The sequence below is a fragment of the Pseudomonas sp. B14(2017) genome (assembly GCF_002113255.1).
Taxonomy (GTDB): Bacteria; Pseudomonadota; Gammaproteobacteria; order Pseudomonadales; family Pseudomonadaceae; genus Aquipseudomonas; species Aquipseudomonas putida_Z.
On record NZ_NEJY01000013.1, the window covers coordinates 125,100 to 141,759 of the forward strand.

The 16,660-nt window shown below is 64.0% G+C and carries 20 protein-coding genes; 7 read left to right on the plus strand and 13 right to left on the minus strand.

Features of this window, described 5'->3' with window-relative positions; genetic code table 11:
* Nucleotides 1–202 precede the first annotated feature (202 nt).
* From CAG34_RS15335 to CAG34_RS15350, 4 genes are read left to right on the plus strand one after another with little or no spacing between them, the layout of a single operon-like run.
* Nucleotides 203–424: an MbtH family protein gene (locus CAG34_RS15335; protein WP_016711157.1), complete on the plus strand. Its 222-nt coding sequence runs from the start codon at nucleotides 203–205 to the stop codon at nucleotides 422–424.
* Complete coding sequence (locus tag CAG34_RS15340; RefSeq protein ID WP_085590977.1) at nucleotides 421–1,140, plus strand: thioesterase II family protein; 720 nt, start codon at nucleotides 421–423, stop codon at nucleotides 1,138–1,140. The genes CAG34_RS15335 and CAG34_RS15340 overlap by 4 nt, the downstream gene beginning before the upstream one ends.
* Before the next feature lie 57 nt (nucleotides 1,141–1,197).
* On the plus strand, nucleotides 1,198–1,749 hold the full coding sequence (locus CAG34_RS15345) for a hydrolase (RefSeq protein ID WP_025338669.1): 552 nt from the start codon (nucleotides 1,198–1,200) through the stop codon (nucleotides 1,747–1,749).
* 26 nt (nucleotides 1,750–1,775) lie between these two features.
* The gene (locus CAG34_RS15350; RefSeq protein WP_085590980.1) at nucleotides 1,776–2,828 is read left to right on the plus strand and encodes a DUF1615 domain-containing protein; all 1,053 of its coding nucleotides are present in this window, start codon (nucleotides 1,776–1,778) and stop codon (nucleotides 2,826–2,828) included.
* A 125-nt stretch (nucleotides 2,829–2,953) separates the two neighbouring features.
* Here CAG34_RS15350 and CAG34_RS15355 read toward each other — a convergent pair whose 3' ends face one another.
* The 9 genes from CAG34_RS15355 to CAG34_RS15395 all read right to left on the minus strand — a co-directional run bounded on the left by CAG34_RS15355 (nucleotide 2,954) and on the right by CAG34_RS15395 (nucleotide 10,626).
* Entirely contained in the window at nucleotides 2,954–3,817 is an 864-nt protein-coding gene (locus CAG34_RS15355; protein ID WP_085590982.1) for a metal ABC transporter solute-binding protein, Zn/Mn family, read from the minus strand.
* Nucleotides 3,814–4,713 carry a metal ABC transporter permease gene (locus CAG34_RS15360; protein ID WP_085590984.1) on the minus strand — a complete coding sequence of 300 codons (900 nt, stop codon included), beginning with the start codon at nucleotides 4,711–4,713 and terminating at the stop codon, nucleotides 3,814–3,816. Before CAG34_RS15360 ends, CAG34_RS15355 begins: the two co-directional genes overlap by 4 nt.
* Nucleotides 4,713–5,459, minus strand: a complete 747-nt coding sequence (locus CAG34_RS15365) for a metal ABC transporter ATP-binding protein (RefSeq protein WP_085590986.1) — start codon at nucleotides 5,457–5,459, stop codon at nucleotides 4,713–4,715. Before CAG34_RS15365 ends, CAG34_RS15360 begins: the two co-directional genes overlap by 1 nt.
* The gene (locus CAG34_RS15370) at nucleotides 5,456–6,358 is read right to left on the minus strand and encodes a metal ABC transporter substrate-binding protein (RefSeq protein WP_025338673.1); all 903 of its coding nucleotides are present in this window, start codon (nucleotides 6,356–6,358) and stop codon (nucleotides 5,456–5,458) included. The genes CAG34_RS15365 and CAG34_RS15370 overlap by 4 nt, the downstream gene beginning before the upstream one ends.
* A gap of 16 nt (nucleotides 6,359–6,374) precedes the next feature.
* A complete protein-coding gene (locus tag CAG34_RS15375) occupies nucleotides 6,375–6,944 on the minus strand; it encodes a DUF6162 family protein (RefSeq protein WP_085590988.1) in 570 nt (189 codons plus the stop codon).
* On the minus strand, nucleotides 6,941–7,261 hold the full coding sequence (locus CAG34_RS15380; protein WP_085590990.1) for a hypothetical protein: 321 nt from the start codon (nucleotides 7,259–7,261) through the stop codon (nucleotides 6,941–6,943). Before CAG34_RS15380 ends, CAG34_RS15375 begins: the two co-directional genes overlap by 4 nt.
* Nucleotides 7,258–7,797, minus strand: a complete 540-nt coding sequence (locus tag CAG34_RS15385) for a hypothetical protein (protein ID WP_025338676.1) — start codon at nucleotides 7,795–7,797, stop codon at nucleotides 7,258–7,260. The genes CAG34_RS15380 and CAG34_RS15385 overlap by 4 nt, the downstream gene beginning before the upstream one ends.
* Nucleotides 7,794–8,987 (minus strand): PepSY domain-containing protein, encoded by a 1,194-nt coding sequence (locus CAG34_RS15390; protein WP_085590992.1) that lies wholly within the window; start codon nucleotides 8,985–8,987, stop codon nucleotides 7,794–7,796. Before CAG34_RS15390 ends, CAG34_RS15385 begins: the two co-directional genes overlap by 4 nt.
* 304 nt (nucleotides 8,988–9,291) lie before the next feature.
* Nucleotides 9,292–10,626 (minus strand): lysine N(6)-hydroxylase/L-ornithine N(5)-oxygenase family protein, encoded by a 1,335-nt coding sequence (locus CAG34_RS15395; protein ID WP_085590994.1) that lies wholly within the window; start codon nucleotides 10,624–10,626, stop codon nucleotides 9,292–9,294.
* 201 nt (nucleotides 10,627–10,827) lie between these two features.
* On the opposite strand from CAG34_RS15395, the gene CAG34_RS15400 reads away from it, so the two are divergent.
* Entirely contained in the window at nucleotides 10,828–11,262 is a 435-nt protein-coding gene (locus CAG34_RS15400) for a hypothetical protein (protein ID WP_085590995.1), read from the plus strand.
* A gap of 151 nt (nucleotides 11,263–11,413) precedes the next feature.
* Here CAG34_RS15400 and pbpG read toward each other — a convergent pair whose 3' ends face one another.
* From pbpG to CAG34_RS15415, 3 genes are all read right to left on the minus strand, one after another.
* Nucleotides 11,414–12,340, minus strand: coding sequence for a D-alanyl-D-alanine endopeptidase (gene pbpG / locus CAG34_RS15405; protein WP_025338679.1), 927 nt, complete (start codon nucleotides 12,338–12,340; stop codon nucleotides 11,414–11,416).
* A 159-nt stretch (nucleotides 12,341–12,499) separates the two neighbouring features.
* A complete protein-coding gene (locus tag CAG34_RS15410) occupies nucleotides 12,500–13,630 on the minus strand; it encodes a sensor histidine kinase KdpD (RefSeq protein ID WP_085590997.1) in 1,131 nt (376 codons plus the stop codon).
* Between the two features lie 160 nt (nucleotides 13,631–13,790).
* Nucleotides 13,791–14,465 (minus strand): polysaccharide lyase family 7 protein, encoded by a 675-nt coding sequence (locus tag CAG34_RS15415; RefSeq protein WP_085590999.1) that lies wholly within the window; start codon nucleotides 14,463–14,465, stop codon nucleotides 13,791–13,793.
* Nucleotides 14,466–14,703: 238 nt separating this feature from the next.
* Between CAG34_RS15415 and CAG34_RS15420 the strand changes: the two genes are divergently transcribed.
* Complete coding sequence (locus tag CAG34_RS15420; protein WP_085591001.1) at nucleotides 14,704–15,027, plus strand: DUF1654 domain-containing protein; 324 nt, start codon at nucleotides 14,704–14,706, stop codon at nucleotides 15,025–15,027.
* A gap of 225 nt (nucleotides 15,028–15,252) precedes the next feature.
* Here CAG34_RS15420 and CAG34_RS15425 read toward each other — a convergent pair whose 3' ends face one another.
* Nucleotides 15,253–16,077: a S24 family peptidase gene (locus tag CAG34_RS15425; RefSeq protein ID WP_085591003.1), complete on the minus strand. Its 825-nt coding sequence runs from the start codon at nucleotides 16,075–16,077 to the stop codon at nucleotides 15,253–15,255.
* A 162-nt stretch (nucleotides 16,078–16,239) separates the two neighbouring features.
* On the opposite strand from CAG34_RS15425, the gene CAG34_RS15430 reads away from it, so the two are divergent.
* Nucleotides 16,240–16,605: a chemotaxis protein gene (locus CAG34_RS15430; protein ID WP_075044881.1), complete on the plus strand. Its 366-nt coding sequence runs from the start codon at nucleotides 16,240–16,242 to the stop codon at nucleotides 16,603–16,605.
* Nucleotides 16,606–16,660 lie beyond the last annotated feature (55 nt).

The following is a 16,660-nucleotide window of genomic DNA, read 5'->3' on the forward strand; positions in this document are numbered from 1 at the left end:
GCGGCCGTAATCCAGGCGACCCAGACCTGCCAGGAAGACCGGGGTTGCAGGCTTTACGGCCGCTGCGCGCCCGATCGCGACACAAGGCCGCTCCTACAAGGATCGCGTCAGCCCCACTAATTTTTTCGCCGCACGCTACGTCTACTTGAAAGCCCCCCTGCGCCAGGCGCGCAGCGGCATTCATCACTCAAGGAGACAGGCAATGACTTCCGTTTTCGACCGCGACGATATCCAGTTCCAGGTAGTGGTCAACCACGAAGAGCAATACTCGATCTGGCCCGACTACAAAGCCATCCCCAACGGCTGGCGTGCCGTAGGCAAGAGCGGCCTGAAGAAGGAATGCCTGGCCTATATCGATGAAGTCTGGACCGACATGCGCCCGCTGAGCCTGCGCCAGAAAATGGCCGAAGCCGCCGCCCAGTGACTGCATTGAACCTGCTGTGCCTGCCGTATTCCGGGGCCAGCGCCATGGTCTACAGCCGCTGGCGGCGCAAGCTGCCGACGTGGTTGCAGGTGCGCCCGGTGGAACTGCCCGGGCGTGGTGCGCGCATGGCCGAGCCACTGCACACCGACATGCAGGCCCTGGCCCGGCAACTGGCTGCCGAACAGCGCCTGGCGGCCAGCACCCCCTACGCGCTGCTCGGCCATAGCCTGGGCGCCTTGCTGGCCTTCGAGCTGGCCCATGAGCTGCAAGCGCTGGGCTGCCCGGCGCCACTGACCCTGTTTGCCTGTGGTACCGCAGCGCCGACCCGCCGCGAGGACTACGACGGCAAGAACTGGCGCGAGCCCAAGAGCGACGCCGAGTTGATCGGCGAGTTGCGCGAGCTTCAGGGCACGCCCGAGGAAGTGCTGGCCAACGCCGAGCTGATGAGCCTGACCTTGCCCACCCTGCGCGCGGACTTCCTGCTGTGTGGTACCTACGCCTACCGCCAGCGACCGGCCTTGCAGTGCCCGCTGCACGTGTTGGGCGGCATGCAGGACCGCGCCAGTGACGAGCAGTTGCAGGCCTGGCGCAAGGAAACGCACGGGGCGTTCTCGCTGCAGATGTTCCCTGGCGGCCACTTCTTCATCCATGAGCATGAGGACCGGGTGCTCGCTGCGCTGACCGCGTCGCTGCAACCGCTTCGGCTGTCCGCCTGATTGACGTCACCGCTTGCCTGGGGGAGGCTAGGCCTTTTCCCAGGCAAGAGGCAGACAATGCTGATCGATCCCCACAAGGCCACGCTGCTGGTCGTCGACATCCAGGAAAAACTCATCGGCGCCATGAGCGACCCTGAAGGCACCCGCGCGCGGGCCCGCTGGTTGTTGGCGGCGACGAACGAGCTGGAACTGCCGACGGTGATTTCCGAGCAGTACCCCAAGGGCCTGGGCCATACCCTGGCCGAACTGCTGGCCGCAGCGCCGGCCGCCGAGGTGGTGGAGAAAAGCCATTTTTCCTGCGTGGCCGCCGAGTGCCTGCCAGCGAGTTTGATGGCGCGCGAGCAAGTGATTGTCTGTGGCATGGAAACCCACGTCTGTGTGCTGCAGACCGTGCTCGGCCTGCTGGCGCTGGGCAAGCAGGTGTTCGTGGTCGAGGATGCCTGCGACAGCCGTACCCCGGCGAGCAAGGCCGCAGGGCTGGCGCGCATGCGGGCTGCGGGGGCGCAGGTGGTGACCCGCGAAATGGTTTTGTTCGAGCTCATGGGCAGTGCCGGCCACCCGCTGTTCCGGCACATCAGCAAGACCTACCTGGTCGGTGAACAGCCCTGAACGGCCGGTTACTGGCTGCCGGGTTGATGGCCCTGGCGCTGCTGCAAGGCTGCGCCGGGCGCCGTGAGGAAGCGCCCGAGGCGGACCCGGCCAAGGTTCGCGCCCAACTGCTGCGGCTGTTGCCCGCCCAGGCCAAGGACCGTGAGGGCTGGGCCCGGGACATTCAGGTGGCGTTCGAGGCCCAGCGAATTGCCCCCAGCAAGAGCAACCTGTGTGCGGTGCTGGCGGTGACCGAACAGGAATCGACCTTCAATGCCGACCCGCAGGTGCCCAACCTGGGGCGTATCGCCCGGGAGGAAATCGACCGCCGCGCCGCGCGCCTGCACATCCCCAAGCTGCTGGTCGATGGTGCACTGAAGACGCCGTCGGGTAATGGCAAGAGCTACCAGCAACGTTTGCAGGCCGTGCGCAGCGAGAAGCAGTTGAGCGAACTGTATGACGAAGTCATCGCTCGCGTGCCGCTGGGCAAGACCTTGCTGGGCGGGCTGAACCCGGTGCATACCGGTGGGCCGATGCAGGTCAGCATCGACTTTGCCGAAAAGCATGCGCGGGATTACCCCTACAGCCACGACGGCAGCATTCGCCAGGAAGTGTTCACCCGGCGCGGCGGCATGTATTTCGGTATCGCCCACTTGCTGGGCTATTCGACCAACTACGATCGCCAGCTGTACCGCTTTGCCGATTTCAACGCGGGCTGGTACGCCAGCCGCAATGCGGCATTCCAGGCGGCACTGAGCAAGGTGACGGGGGTAACGCTGGCGCTGGATGGCGACCTGGTGGCGCCGGGCTCGATCATGCCTGGGACCACGGAAAAGGCGGCGCGCAAACTGGGAGGGAAGCTGGGCCTGCGCAACCCGCAGATCCGCAGCCAGCTGGAGGAGGGCGATAGCTTGGCCTTCGAGGACAGCAAGCTGTACAGCGGGGTGTTTGCCCTGGCGGATGCCGCGGCGGGCAAGCCGGTGCCACGGGCGGTGCTGCCGGGGATTCAGCTGAAAAGCCCGAAGATCACCCGCAAGCTGACCACGGCGTGGTTTGCCGGGCGGGTTGATGAGCGCTATCAGCGGTGCATGAAGCGCTAGCTGTCCATTGCTTGCACCGGCCTCTTCGCGGGCTTGCCCGCTCCCACAGGGATAGCACAGGGCCAGAGAACAGTGAGGTACCTGTGGGAGCGGGCAAGCCCGCGAAGAGGCCGGCACAGCCAACATCAGCTTTCGCCCAGGGCGGCAACCACCTGTTCCACACTGGCCTTCAACCCGGCAAACGCATCCTCAGGGTCACTTTCCACCACCACCAGCTTCGCCCCGGACGCCTTGATCACCTCGGCCACCGCTGCCTCCGGCTGCCGATGGTCCAGCACCAGCGCCACATCCTGCGCCATCAGGTTGTCCCCCAGCGCCTTCAGCGCAGCGGCATCCCACTCGGCCGGCAGCGGCTGCTCGACCACGTCCAGGTTCAACCCGCTGGCCAGATAACCCAGCCGTTCCGACAGGCTCACCACCGTCAGGTTGTCGACCTTGGCCAAGCGTGTCTGGCTGCTGGCCGAAAGCTCCAGCAACTGGCGTTTGAGCCCGGCCAGGTTGCCCTGGATCTTCGCCTTGTCGGCCGGCGCCAACCGCTCCAGGTCATTGGCTACCACGTCGGCCATGCGCCCGAAGTTGGTCGGGTTGAGCCAGGGGTAGGCGCCATAGGCCTCGTCACCGCTCACCGCAATACCCGGCAGTGCGCCATCCACCGGCCGTGCGGCGTCGATCTCGACGATCCGGATATTGCTGCGCCGGGCCATCGGGTACAGCGGGTCGTCACGCCAGATCGAGCGCACGCTGATCACCGCGTCGGCCTGCCGCGCGGCCTTGTGCAGGCTGGCGCCACCGCGCCCGCCGAAATAGGAAGGTTGGCGGCTGGCAGGCAGGTTGGCGGGCGCTGCACGCTTGAGCTGCACCGTGGTGCCGTCGAGCAGGGCACTCGCCAGGCTGTGGGTGACGGGCAGGGTGGTCAGTACTTGTGTGGCGAAAGACAGTGACGGCAGGCCTGCCAGGGCCAGCGCCAGGGTCAGGCGTTTCAGGTTCATGCCGGGTTTCCTTGCAGGCGGGGGACGAGGGCGCGGGCCAGCGCCGCCAGGGCGAAGCAGATGCCGGCGACCAGGATGATCGCGGCGCCGGACGGCACCGGCAGGTCGAAAACGATCGGCAGCAGGATGCCGAGCAACGTGCTCAGCGTGGCGATCAGCACCGACAGGATGAAAAAGCCCTTCAGCGACTGGCTGACCAGGCGTGCGGCGGCAGCGGGAATCACCAGCAGCGCTCCGACCAGGATCGCCCCGATCACCTTCACCGAGGCCACGGTGACCAGGGTCACCAGCACCACGAACAGGTAGTCCAGGGTTTTCACCGCCACCCCGCGCACGGCCGCCAGCTGTGGGTTGAAACTGGCCAGCATGATGCGGTTGTACAGCGGCACGGCCAATGCCAGCACCAGCACCGCGACGATGCCCAGCACCACCAGGTCCTGGCCGCTGACGGTCAGCACCGAGCCGAACAGCACGTTCTCGAGGATGTGCACGTTGATCTTGCCCGCCAGCATCAGCAGCAGGCTGGCGCCCAGCGCCAACGACACCGACAGGAACACGCCGATCAGCGTGTCCGGCGACAGCCCGGTGCGGTTGCGCAGGAAGTTGAGCAAGATACCGAACAGCAGGCAGTAGCCGAACAGGCTGCCGTAGGGGCCGGTGTAGGGCTCGCCCAGCAGGATGCCGATGGCCACGCCGGTCAGCGCGGCATGGCCGACCGCCTCGGAGAAGAAGGCAAAACGCTTGACCACCACCAGGGTGCCCAGGCCGCCCAGCACCGGGCCGATCATCAAACCGGCCAGCAAAGCGTTGACCACGAAACCGTAGGCCAGCGCCTCGGGCAGGTAGCCGGCAGTGGCCCAGTCCTGGACCGTTTGCCGAAAGATTTCGAAACTCATCAGGCAAGGCTCTCGCTACGCGGGTGAACGGAGAACAGGCCGAGCAGGCGCTCTGGGGTAAGGGCCTGGGCGGGTGGGGCGTCGAACAGTACCTGGCGGCTCAGGCCGGTAACCCGGTCGGCCAGGCGCAGCACAGCTTCCAGGTCGTGTTCGATCCACAGCACGGTGGTGCCGGCCTGGCGCCAGCCCTGCAGCAGTTGTTCGAACACCTGGATGCCGGCTTCATCCAGGGCCGACATCGGCTCGTCCAGCACCAGCAGTTGCGGCTCGGGGATCAGGCCCTGGGCCAGCAGCACGCGTTGGCGTTCGCCACCGGAAAGCGCGCCCATGCGCCGTTTGCGCTTGTCGAGCATGCCGACCCGCGCCAGGGCCGCGTCGATGGCTGGCTGCACACGGCGCGACAGGCCGAGGAAGGCGGGGCGGCGCTGGCACATGGCAGCCATGAAATCGTCCACGGTCATCGGCAGGCCACGGTCGAACTCCAGCGCCTGCGGCACATAGCCGATCACTTCGCGTTCGCCGGGCCAGTGCAGGGTCAGCTGGCCCTGGTGCGGCATCTGCCCGAGCAGGGTCTTGATCAGCGAACTCTTGCCGCCGCCGTTGGGGCCGACGATGGCATGCACGCTGCCGGCGGCGACGTTGAAGCTGACCTGTTCGAGGATGCGGGTGCGGCCCAGGGTCAGGTCGATGCTGGCAAACTCGATGCGCGGCCCGCAGGCTGTCACCAGGTTGGCGGCGGCGGTCATGCGCGGTTCTCCTGGATGGCGCGGACCACGGTGTCGAGGTTGCGCTTCATCTCCACTTCGTACTTGTCCTTGGTGTATTCGCCGTAGGAGATGTGCGTCAGCGGGTACAGGCGCACGCCGGATTCACGCTGGATGGTTTCGACATAGGCCGACGGGAAGTCCATTTCCGAGAAGATCACCCGCACGTCCAGCGCCTTGAGCTGGTCGATGGTCTTTTTCAGCTGGGCCGGGCTGGGTTCGATGCCATGGGCTGGCTCGACCACCGCGGTCACCTCCAGGCCGAAGTCGCGCACCAGGTAGTCGTAGGCGGCATGGATGGTGGCGACCCGGAAGGTGGCGCTGGGCGCCTCGGTGACCTTGGCCAGTGCGTCGGCACGCAGTGTGCGCAGGCGCTTGGCATAGGCGCGGGCGTTTTGCGTGTACAGCTTGGCGTTGTCCGGGTCGAGCTTGCCCAGTTCGCGGGCGATGTTGTTGACCTGGGCGATGGTGGTGCTGATCGACAGGAAGGTGTGCGGGTTGACCACCTTGCCGGCGCCACGGGCGGCAATGCCGGTGGCCGCCAGCAACGGTACGTTCTGGTTGGCCTCGATGGTGTTGATGCCGGGCTTTTCGCTGGCGGCGATCATGCGGTCGGCGAAATCGTCATGGCCAACGCCGTTGAGCACCACCACGTCCAGGGTGCCGATGCGCTTGATGTCCTCGGCCCGTGGCTCGTAGGCATGGGGGTTGAACCCCGCCGGAATCAGCGGCACCACTTCGGCCTTGTCGCCGACGATGTTGCTCACATAGCTGTAGTAGGGGTGCAGGGTAATGCCGATACGCAGGGGCTTGCCGTTATCGGCCAGGGCCTGTGCCGGCAGGGCAAGGGCCAGGAGCAGGGCGAGGGCGGAGCGGAGCATGGGGGAGTCCTTGGGTTCAGTGACGGTGTTCGCGGGTGACCCCGGCGTCGTAATGGCTGACCACCTGCTGCCAGCCGGCGGCGATCAGGGCGGCCTGGCCAAGGTCGTCCGGGGGCACGGCGGTGCTGTCGCGGCGCAGCCAGACATCGGCCTGGCCGGTGCTGTCGGCCGGCAGGATCAGCAGCAGGCTGCCGGCCACTTCCGGGGCCTGGCTGCGGCCGAGGTAGGCCCCGGTCTCCAGCCACGACCATTGGTGGCTGCCGCGGCTCTGGCTGCCGGCATCGACCACGAACGGCGGCAGGCCTTCCTCGGCCAGGGCCTGCACGCTGGGCGCGGCGGCGTTTTCTTCACGCAGCAGCTGGATTTCGTCGAAGGCCACCCGCAGGTCGGTGTACAGGCCTTGCTCGGCGGCGGTGAGGTCGCGACGGGCGTCGATCTGGTGGCTGGCGATGGCCTGTTCATCCTCGCGTTCGCCGCGCAGCAGCACCACGCTGGTGGCGAGTACCACGATCAGCAGGCTGACCAGCAGCACGTACAGGGTTTCGTGCCCGGCACCGGCCGGGCGAATCACTTGGGCGCGGCTCATGGCTGGGCGATATCGGCGTGGTCGACTTCCACCACGTGCCCGGGGCCGGCATCGAACAGCACGTAGAACTCGCCGTCCGGGCGCTTGAAGGTCAAGGTCGAGTCATCACCGAGCTTGCCGCCGACCAGCACCTGTTCGTCGTAGCCGATCACGTCCAGGGTTACCCCGGGGGCACCGCTGCCATCCGAGAAGCCGCCGGTGCACTTGACCTGGCCGCCAGGCAGTTCTTCGCATTCGCACATCGGGTTGTGCGCCAGGGCCGGGCCGGCGGCCAGCACCAGCAAGGGCAGGGCGAGGGTGCGCATCAGGTGTTTCATTTATTGCCTCCTTGTTTCTCGAGCCAGGCCACGGTGGCTGGCGATGCCTTGGCCAGCGGGACCGACGCCTGGTGCATGCTGCCGTCCCAGCCTTCCAGAGTGATCCAGATCTGCGCGTCGGGCTTGGTGCGTGGCGGGATCGGCAACGAGGTGCCCATGTTGTACGGTGCACCGAAGAAAATCGTGCCGGCGGCGCGCAGGCTGCGCGGTTTGCCGATGCGCAGGTAGGCCGCCTTGACGCCGTTGACGCAGGCCTTGCACAGCGACGCATTGAAGACCTTGAAGTGGCCGGCAGGGCCGTCGGCGCGGGGGGCCTCGTCACGCATCTCGGCCAGGTCCAGGGTATAGGGGCCGACCTGGATGTCGTTGATCACATTGGCGCCGAGCCCTGCTTCGCCGCGGAACAGCTTGGCGTCGGCGAAGTACTTGGGCATGAAGCCCAGCGGGATGAGGATCAGCAGGATGTTCAGGTGAAAACGCCACTTCAGCCACAGTTGCTTCAGCGGGCTGACGGGCACGGCTTGGGCCTGGCTCATGGGCGGATCTCCGCGGTGGGTTCATGGCGCGCCATGCGCGGTGCGCGCTCGCTGCGCTTGAGGGCGGCGGCGGTGGCCTGGGCGGTGCGTTTGGTCCAGATCAGCAAGCCGCTGAACACCATCAGGGTGAGGACCAGGCCAAAGAAGAACCACACCAGCTTGATCGGCAGGCCGCCGAAATCGCCGGTGTGCAGCGGGCGCATGGATTCGGTGACGAACTCCAGGGCGGAGCGGTCGCTGATCAGGAACTGGCTGTCGACATTACGCGTGTACGGGTTTACCGAGGCGCTCTGGAACATCAGCGGGTACCAGCCTGGCCCTGCCAGGGTGATGTGGCTGTAGGCGGTGGCCGGCAGCGAGATGAAGCTGATGTCCAGCCCCGGGACCGCCAGGCCGGCGATGCGTGCCGCTTCATCCAGGTCGATGCGCGCTGCCGGGCTGCCATTCGGGGTTTGCGGCACGTCCTCACGGGCGATGACCGGCACGATGGGCCGGCTGGAAATGGTGATGTGGTTGTCGGCCAGGATCGCCTGGATCAGGAACCAGGTGCCGGTGATGGAAATGACCGCAATGAACCAGATCGACCAGACCCCGGCCAGGCGGTGCAGGTCGCCCCAGAAAATCCGCGAACCATGGCCGGTGCGCACCGGCTTGAAGAAGCCCTTCCAGAACTTCTTGTACACCACCAGGCCGGTGACCAGCGAAGCCAGCATGGGCAGCCCGAGCAGCGACACCAGGTACCAGCCCCAGCTGAAGCCGTTGGTGAACGGCACCAGCCACCAGCCGTGCAGGGCGCGGGTGAAGGCTTCGAAGTTGAAGTCCGGGGTCTTGCCCTGGATGGCCCCGTTGTAGGGGTTTACATACAGCGTCGGGCTGGTGCCGTCAGGCAGGGTGACATTGGCTTTGACCGCAAAGTGCGAACCGTCGGGCTGGATCAACCGCTCCACCACCATGTCCGGCTCGGCCTTGTGCAGGGCGTCCAGTACCTGCTGGAAGCTCAGGCGTTCGGCGTCGGCGTCGGGCTTGTTGGCGCGCACGGCCGGGTCGGCCAGCCAGACGATTTCCTGGCTGACCACCGCGAGCATGCCGGTGAAGCAGACGATCAGGACAAAGAACCAGATCGGCAAGGCGAGCCAGCTGTGGACCAGGAACCACAGCCTGGATTTGGATTTTTTCGGTGATTTGGCCATCTGACGGTCTTCTGCAATGGGGAGTCGAGCGTGTGCCCAGCCAAAGAGGGGCTGTATTGATAAGGACGAATGAGAATCGAAAACCTGCCGTTTTAAATGCAAGCAAATGTTTCAGGCAAAGAAACCTGAAAGCTGGCGCGACCCTGTAGGAGCGGCCTTGTGTCGCGAAAGGGCTGCGCAGCAGCCCCAGGGTTTCAGCGCAGATGCACAAATTGCCGGGGCTGCTTTGCAGCCCTTTCGCGACACAAGGCCGCTCCTACAGGACCTGTGCATGCCTTGAGGGCAGTGCTGGTCTTGCAGGGGATCAGGCGCGGGTCAGGGCCACTGCCGGTTGCGGCTTGCCGTGCAGCTGAGCCAGGTCCTGGTACAGCGCGCGGCCAATTTCCGCCGCGCGCGCCGGCAGCACCGAGAGCAGGGTGTCACTCAGGCCGTGGCTGTTTTCGCAGAAGCCCTGCAGGTACACCGAGGCCTGCAGGTCGGGGCTGGCCAGCACGCGGTAGTTGCGGTCGACGCTGAAATCCTCCAGGTAGCCGGCCAGGGGCGCCAGCAGGTCACGGTGCGAGCGGCGCTCGTAGCCGGTGGCGAGTATCACAGCGTCGTAGCGGTGGGTCTGCTGCTGGCCGGTGGCGAGGTCGCGCAGGGTCAGTTCCAGGCCTTCGCGGGTGGCCACCACGGCTTCGACCTGGCGCCGGCACAGCACGTTGTGGCGGTACTGGTGGGCGACCTTCTGCCGGTAGAGGATGCCGTAGATGCGTTCGATCAGGTTGAGGTCGACCACCGAATAGTTGGTGTTGTGGTATTCGCCCAGCAGCTTGCTGCGCTGGTCGGCCGGTTCGTTGTAGACCAGGTCGGTGTAGTCCGGCGAGAAGATCTCGTTGACGAACGGGCTGTCATCGGCAGGCTTGAGCGCCGAGCCACGCAGGATCATGTCGACCTTGACCGACGGGTAGCTGTCGTTGAGGTCGATGAACGCCTCGGCGGCGCTCTGGCCCGAACCGATCACGGCAATGCGCATCGGCTTGCCGGCGGTGCACGGCAACTTGTTCAGGCTGCTCAGGTACTGGGAGTGATGGAATACCCGCGGGTCCTCCTTGAAGGCGCCGAACTTTTCCGGAATTTTCGGCGTGCCGCCGCTGCCGACCACCACCGAACGGGTGCGGCGGCTGTATTCGCGGCCTTGGGCGTCGCGCGAGACCAGGCGCAGGTGCTCGACCCGGCCCGCCTGCACGTCCGGCTCGATGCGCAGCACTTCCTCGCCATATACCGCCTGGGTGGCGAAGTGCTCGGCGGCCCAGCGCAGGTAGTCGTTGTACTCGAGGCGGCAGGGGTAGAAGGTGCCGAGGTTGATGAAGTCGGCCAGGCGCTGCTTCTGGTGCAGGTAGTTGACGAAGCTGTAGGGGCTGGTGGGGTTGCGCAGCGACACCAGGTCCTTGAGGAACGAGATCTGCAGCTCGCTCTGGGTGGCCAGGGTTTCGCCGTGCCAGCGATAGTCCTGCTGTTTGTCGATGAACAGCGCGTCGAGGGCATGGCCCTGGGACTCGGCGAGTTCTTCCAGGGCGATGGCCAGGGCCAGGTTGGAAGGGCCGAAGCCCACGCCGATCAGGTCCTTGATGGTTTCCGGGTTTGCAGACTGGCTCATGGCTGCGGTTCCATAATGGTCGAATGTTGACGCTCGCCGGGAGAGGCCGGCGCCTGCGTTTGTACATTGGGTGGAACGAGCCAAACGACGGGGAATTTACTGGCGGGCGACCGGCCACTTGCAACGGGGGCTAAAGACCTGCGCCTGTCGGCCGATAGGCAGAACAACCCAAGGACCCATTTGCAACGCAGGGAGTAAGACATGACAGGTATTGCAGCAGTCAGCATCAGCACCACGGCCCAGGCGCTGAGCACAACCCAGGTCGCCGACAGCCAGGATGCGCAAAAGACTGAAGAGAGTGGGGCCGGCACTCAGGCCGACACGTCGAAATTGAGCGGTGGCGGCCAGGCTCAAGGCGCCCAGGGCAGCAGTGAGAGTTCGGAGCCGGCGCACATCAGGCAATTGCGCGAGATGATCAAGAAGCTGCAGAAGCAATTGGCCGAGGAACAGAAGCAACTGGCCCAGTTGATGGTGCAGAAGATGGACGAAACCACCAAGCTGGCAGTTGTGTCCGCCAAGCAGGCGAGCATCGCCACCATCAATGGTGAAATCCTGCAGGCCACCGCGCAGTTGCTCGAAGCGCTACAGAAAACGGGTGGCAGCAGCGCGGGCGGGATGGTCAGCACCACGGCCTGACGAACTTGGGGCTGCTGTGCAGCCCATCGCCGGCAAGCCGGCTCCCACATGGACCGCGCAGGGCAGTTGCTTTCGCAGGCCTGGTGCTGTCACTGTGGGAGCTGGCTTGCCGGCGATAGGGCCGGTGCAGGCCCCATCATTCCGGCGGCGGTCATTCGGCCGCCAGGCGCCCCTTGTTCTGCCGCTCCGCCTTGTACTGCATGGCCACCGCCGGCGCCGGCTTGGCAGCACCGGTTTCCAGCCACTGACGCATGCGGCTGGCATCGGCGAAGTGGGTGTACTTGCCAAAGGCGTCGAGGATCACCATGGCCACCGGGCGGTTGTCCATGCGGGTCAGCAGCACCAGGCAGTGCCCGGCTTCATTGGTGAAGCCGGTCTTGGTCAGCTTGATGTCCCAGTTGCTCTTGTTCACCAGGTGGTCGGTGTTGCGAAAGCCCAGGGTGTAGTTGGGCTTGCGGAAGGCCACGGTCTTCTCGCGGGTGGTCGACAGCTCGCTCAGCATCGGGTACTTGCGCGACGCCATCAGCAGCTTGGCCAGGTCACGGGCCGTGGACACGTTCTGCGTCGACAGGCCGGTCGGCTCGACGTAGCGGGTGTGCGCCATGCCCAGGCTGCGGGCCTTGGCGTTCATCGCCTTGATGAACGCCGGGTAGCCGCCGGGGTAATGGTTGGCCAGGGTGTTGGCCGCACGGTTTTCCGATGACATCAGGGTAATCAGCAAGGTTTCGCGGCGGTCGAGCTGGCTGCCCAGCCGCACACGCGAATACACGCCTTTCATTTCCGGGTTGTTGGCAATGGTCATGGTGAGCATCTCATCCATGGGCTGCTTGGCATCCAGCACTACCATCGCCGTCATCAGTTTGGTCACCGACGCAATCGGTACCACGCGGTCGGGGTGGCTCGAATACAGCTCCTGGTTGGTGTTCAAGTCGATCAGCAGGGCGCTGCCCGAGGCGAGATGCAGCTTGGATGGGTCACGTTGAACCTGGGCCGGGGGTTGTGCAGCAGCGGTCGACGGAAGGGTCGCAGTACCTGTGAGCAACAGCAGCAGGCTGAGGATGGACAGGGATGTTTTCACGTTGAGGCTCACTAAAAGTTGGTATGTCGTTGGCTGTGCAAGGGTTTTCCCCCAAAAACCGCTGCATTCTGGAGTATGGCTGATTTGCTGTCGAATGCCTTATGACTAAAGGGCGCAACGTGAACGAAATTTAATCCGGTACCTGTCCTGTACCCATCATCACTTTGCCGAAGACAGCAGAACAACCTCGAAGGTCGTCCCTTCCTCTTCGGTCGACTCCACCTCAATTCTGCCACCGTGGTTCGCCACGATCTCCGATGTGATGAACAGGCCAAGGCCGAGCCCCGCTGCGGAGCCCCGCTCTCCGGATGAGTAGCTCGAGTATCGCCCTTCCGGCTTGAAGATGTAGGGCATCACCTCGGGTGCAATAGGCTCTCCGGAATTCTGGACGCTGACCCGTGGAACACCATCCACCCTGGCCACCGTGACCTTGATCGGGGCCGTCGCATCGCCATGGCGCAGGGCATTGCCTATCAGGTTGGAGAAAACCTGAGAGATGCGGTCAGGGTCGAATTGCCCGATGATGTGCGCCTGCTCATCCAGGATGATCCGCGCGTGCGGGAATGCCGTGCGCAGTTCGTCAATGACAGCTTGGCAGATGGCGTTCAGATCCATTTTCCGCAAATCCACTGGAATGCCAGTCCCCAGGTTGCAGCGGGCCAGATCCAGCAGATCGTTGATCATGACATTTGCCCGATGTGCGCTGGTACAAACCTGGGTCGCAAGTACCTTTCCCTTTTCATCCAGTCCGGCCTGCCGCTGGATCAGCCCGCCAGCCATGAGTATCGCGCCCAAGGGCGAACGCAAATCATGACCGAGCACGGCGAGCACCATTTTCCGGGTCGCCTCGACTGCCGTTCCGTAGGCCGCGATCGACTCTACGAGCGCCTGGTCAATCGCTTCATTGAACCGGATCATGTCCTGAACATGATGCGCGTCTGCGAACGATTCCTGGGTAAGCCAGAGTGACGGAACGCTTGCGCGCAATGCCCGGTATTCGGACACCATCTGATCCATCGAGAACCCAGCTATCAAGCGAGCAACCGCGTGGGTCTGCGCTGCGGTTTCGCTGGAACTCCTGGGGCCTCTCCCTTGTGCTTTCTCGGACTGTTGTTGCCTGCTCTGGGGCGTTCTCATGTCTGCGGCCACGGTGCGGAGCAACTTCTCGGCATGATTGCGCAAGCCGATGGAGTCCTGCTTTGGCAGCTCTGTTTCAACCGAGCGGGCGTAATTTTCCCAAGCCTGGAGAATGGGTTCCATACTGCTATCAATGAAATCGAACAGTCTCATGGGGGCCTAACCCTGATCTGGAAAAAAGACATCCGAATAGCTTAGTTCATCCGGGAAGCAGGAAGTTTGAGCGGCCCACCTGGAGTTCAGCCAAAGGCGATCCCGATGCAACCTGCGTCTGGGGGCAGGGGCATCGGGATGTCTTGCCGGCTGACTGGGTTCAGGCATGGGTCAGCGAGAGGTCGCTGATGATGCAGATCGAGCCGTCATCGGCGGGCGTGGTATCGGTGTAGTCCACCTGGTTGTAGACCCCGCCGTGGAACTCGAATAGCTGTGTAGCCCAGGTGCTGTCGAACTGCAGATCGCCGGACGATCCGGTCATCCCGTTGCACTTGGCCGTAACGTTGACCACGCCTGCTGCGGTGGCATGGATGCTCACCTCGAACTTCGCCCCCAGCGGTACCCCCTTGAGCACCGTCGAGTTGATCGGGTCAGTCTGGTTGTAGGTCCGCCGAAAACCCAGGGTGATGTCGCCCTTTTTCCAGAACACCTTCACGGGCGGGCTGTCGTCCCCGTAGACGTGCATCTGCGCGATAACCACCTTCTGCGCCCAGTTGACCTTGGTCAGCGTCATTTCCTGGCGATTCCAGTGATCCCGGGCGCTGCCCAGGCTCCAGTATTCCGGCTCCGACCACTCGCAGCGGGTCCTGCGGGTGCTTTTGCTCGAAGCGCCTTTGGTGGGGGCAGACAACTGGACCGAACCATCGCTGAGCACTGTCACGTAGTTCGGGTACAGGGCAATCGCTTCGCTGCCGGTGAGTTCGACCGCTACGGTGCTGATCGACGATTCAGCTACCGGAACGGCGAGGATAAGGTTGCGGATATCTACGCTCATGGGGAGAACTCCTGAATGAAAATGACGGTGGGTGCCGCAGCAGCACGGTGGCGGCTGCTGGAATGAAATTTAGCCTTGCGCTAAGTCATCGTCAATAGCTCATGGCTAAAATTATTTCGCCGGGCGACAAATTACCTGTTGGCGAAAATTTTCCACATCGGGGGCTTTACGCTTGATTTGGCGGTGAGATAAGCTTTCCTTGAATACTGTACGAATATACAGCTGTCAGGATAAGAATATGTCTAAGCCCTTGAAGTCGACGCCCCATCAGCGCCAGGAAATGACCGGAATAGAGCGGCTGAGCTTGCGGGTATCAGCGATGATCAACCACCCGCTCGCGCAGACGCAGCGCTGGGTGACGGTGCATCGCCTGGATACCGACGGTGATGCCGAGTGGGAGGAGGTGATGGGCCTGCTGGCCGAGACGCCCGAGCTGGAACTGACCTTCAACGAAGACGAGAGCGTGACGGTACGCTGGGAGCGCGGCAGCGTGGAGGAGCGCGACGACTTTATCGTCGAGCAGGACAGCGAGCAGCAGGTCGAGGAGGCGGCACCTTTCTGAAGGTCAGAAAGAGCCTGCGGGGTAGCGTAATACTGTTCACTCGAGTCTGATGTGACATCGATGGGGCTGCCTTGCAGCCCTTCGCGGGCAAGCCCGCTCCCACAGGAATGTGCATTCCTTGAGGCTTGCATCGTACTTGTGGGAGCGGGGCTTGCCCGCGAAGGGCCGCAAGGCGGCCCCAGTTGCGCGAATGGACAGCATTACGCCGGGGTGGTGGGCTTCGCTTTACACAAGGTGTGCATTCCACACCAGCAGCACCCTGGCCTGGATGTAGGTCTCTTCCCGGCGAATCATGCGGTCCTTGTGCCGCGAGTTGTCGGAAATCATCTCGAAATGGTCTTCGTCGGCAATCTGCAGCCGCTTGATGTAGATGTGGTCGCCCCAGGAGAAGAAGTAGATTCCATCGCCGACGAACTCGCGGATGCTGACGTCCACGATCAGCGGGTCGCGGTGCTTGATGGTCGGTTCCATCGACTGCCCCCAGCCGGTCACCATCTTCAGGTGGTGGTGCTCGCTGAACTCCACGCCCAGCTCGCGCAGGTGGCTTGGGCTGACGCGAACATCCTTGAACATCTCGGGGTAGTCGTGGGGGATCTGCCCGCCGCCCATGGCCGCACGGACGTCGTAGTGGGCAATCCACACTTCGTCGCCCACCAGGCCTGGCCGAACAAGTTCAGCCGCCACCAGCGTCGAGTCTGCCGGCTCCTCGGCGGCGGCCAGCAGCCTTTGCCGGGTTTCTTCGGGGATGCCCCTGCCGCTTCTGGCAAGCATCTGCTTGACCAGGTCGGCCGCGGAAAGCTTGCTGTCGCCAGCCTCGACCGGCGACTGCGGCTGGTCGCCCGCTGCCACCGCGTCGAACCACCCCCGCGGCAAACCTTCGATGCCCTCGATCCTGCGGGCCACGTCATCGCCCAGGTTCTTCGCTGTCTTGTCCGAAAGGATCTGGCTCAGGTGCGCAGGCGCCATCCCCCAGCGCTCTGCGCAGGATCCCTTCCTCTGGCTGCCGATCAGCTTGACCAGGTTGTGCTTGCGAATTTCGTAGATGTCCATGGGGCGAAGCATGCCAGTGTTTAGCTTGCTGCTAAATATGCTCAAGGCTAAATTTCTCTTGTCACGATATTAGCTGTAGGCTAAATTAAATATGCAAGCAAGGAAAGCCACCGAGAAGCTGTTCTCCAGGCTTACGACATCACCATCCGTTATGAGGTTTTCATGGATCCGACTGACCTCGGCCCAGGCACCATCACCTGGCTGGGCGGAACAGGCACCGTGTTGCTGGGTGCATTCCTCTGGCTGCGCAAGTGGCTGTCCAGGGATGCGGCTGACCGTGCCATGGACAACGCTGATATTGGCGTGGTCCGGCGCCTGAATGAGCTGCTCGATATCGAGCGTGACGCCCGAAGAGAAGCGCAGGCCAGGGCCGATCAGTTTGCCAAGGAGCGCAATGAACTGGTGATCACTGTAGGGCGCCTGGAAGGCAAGATCGAAGCGCTGACCAGTCGGGGCGGCCATCCTCCCCGGCAGGTCACCGTCCAGGGCGAGGGGATCGCCCGCCTGCGCGGGAAGCAGGGTGAGTGAGGCGGCCCGCAAGACAAATTCTGTTCATGCCCATGCGTATGGGCCCTTTTCTGTA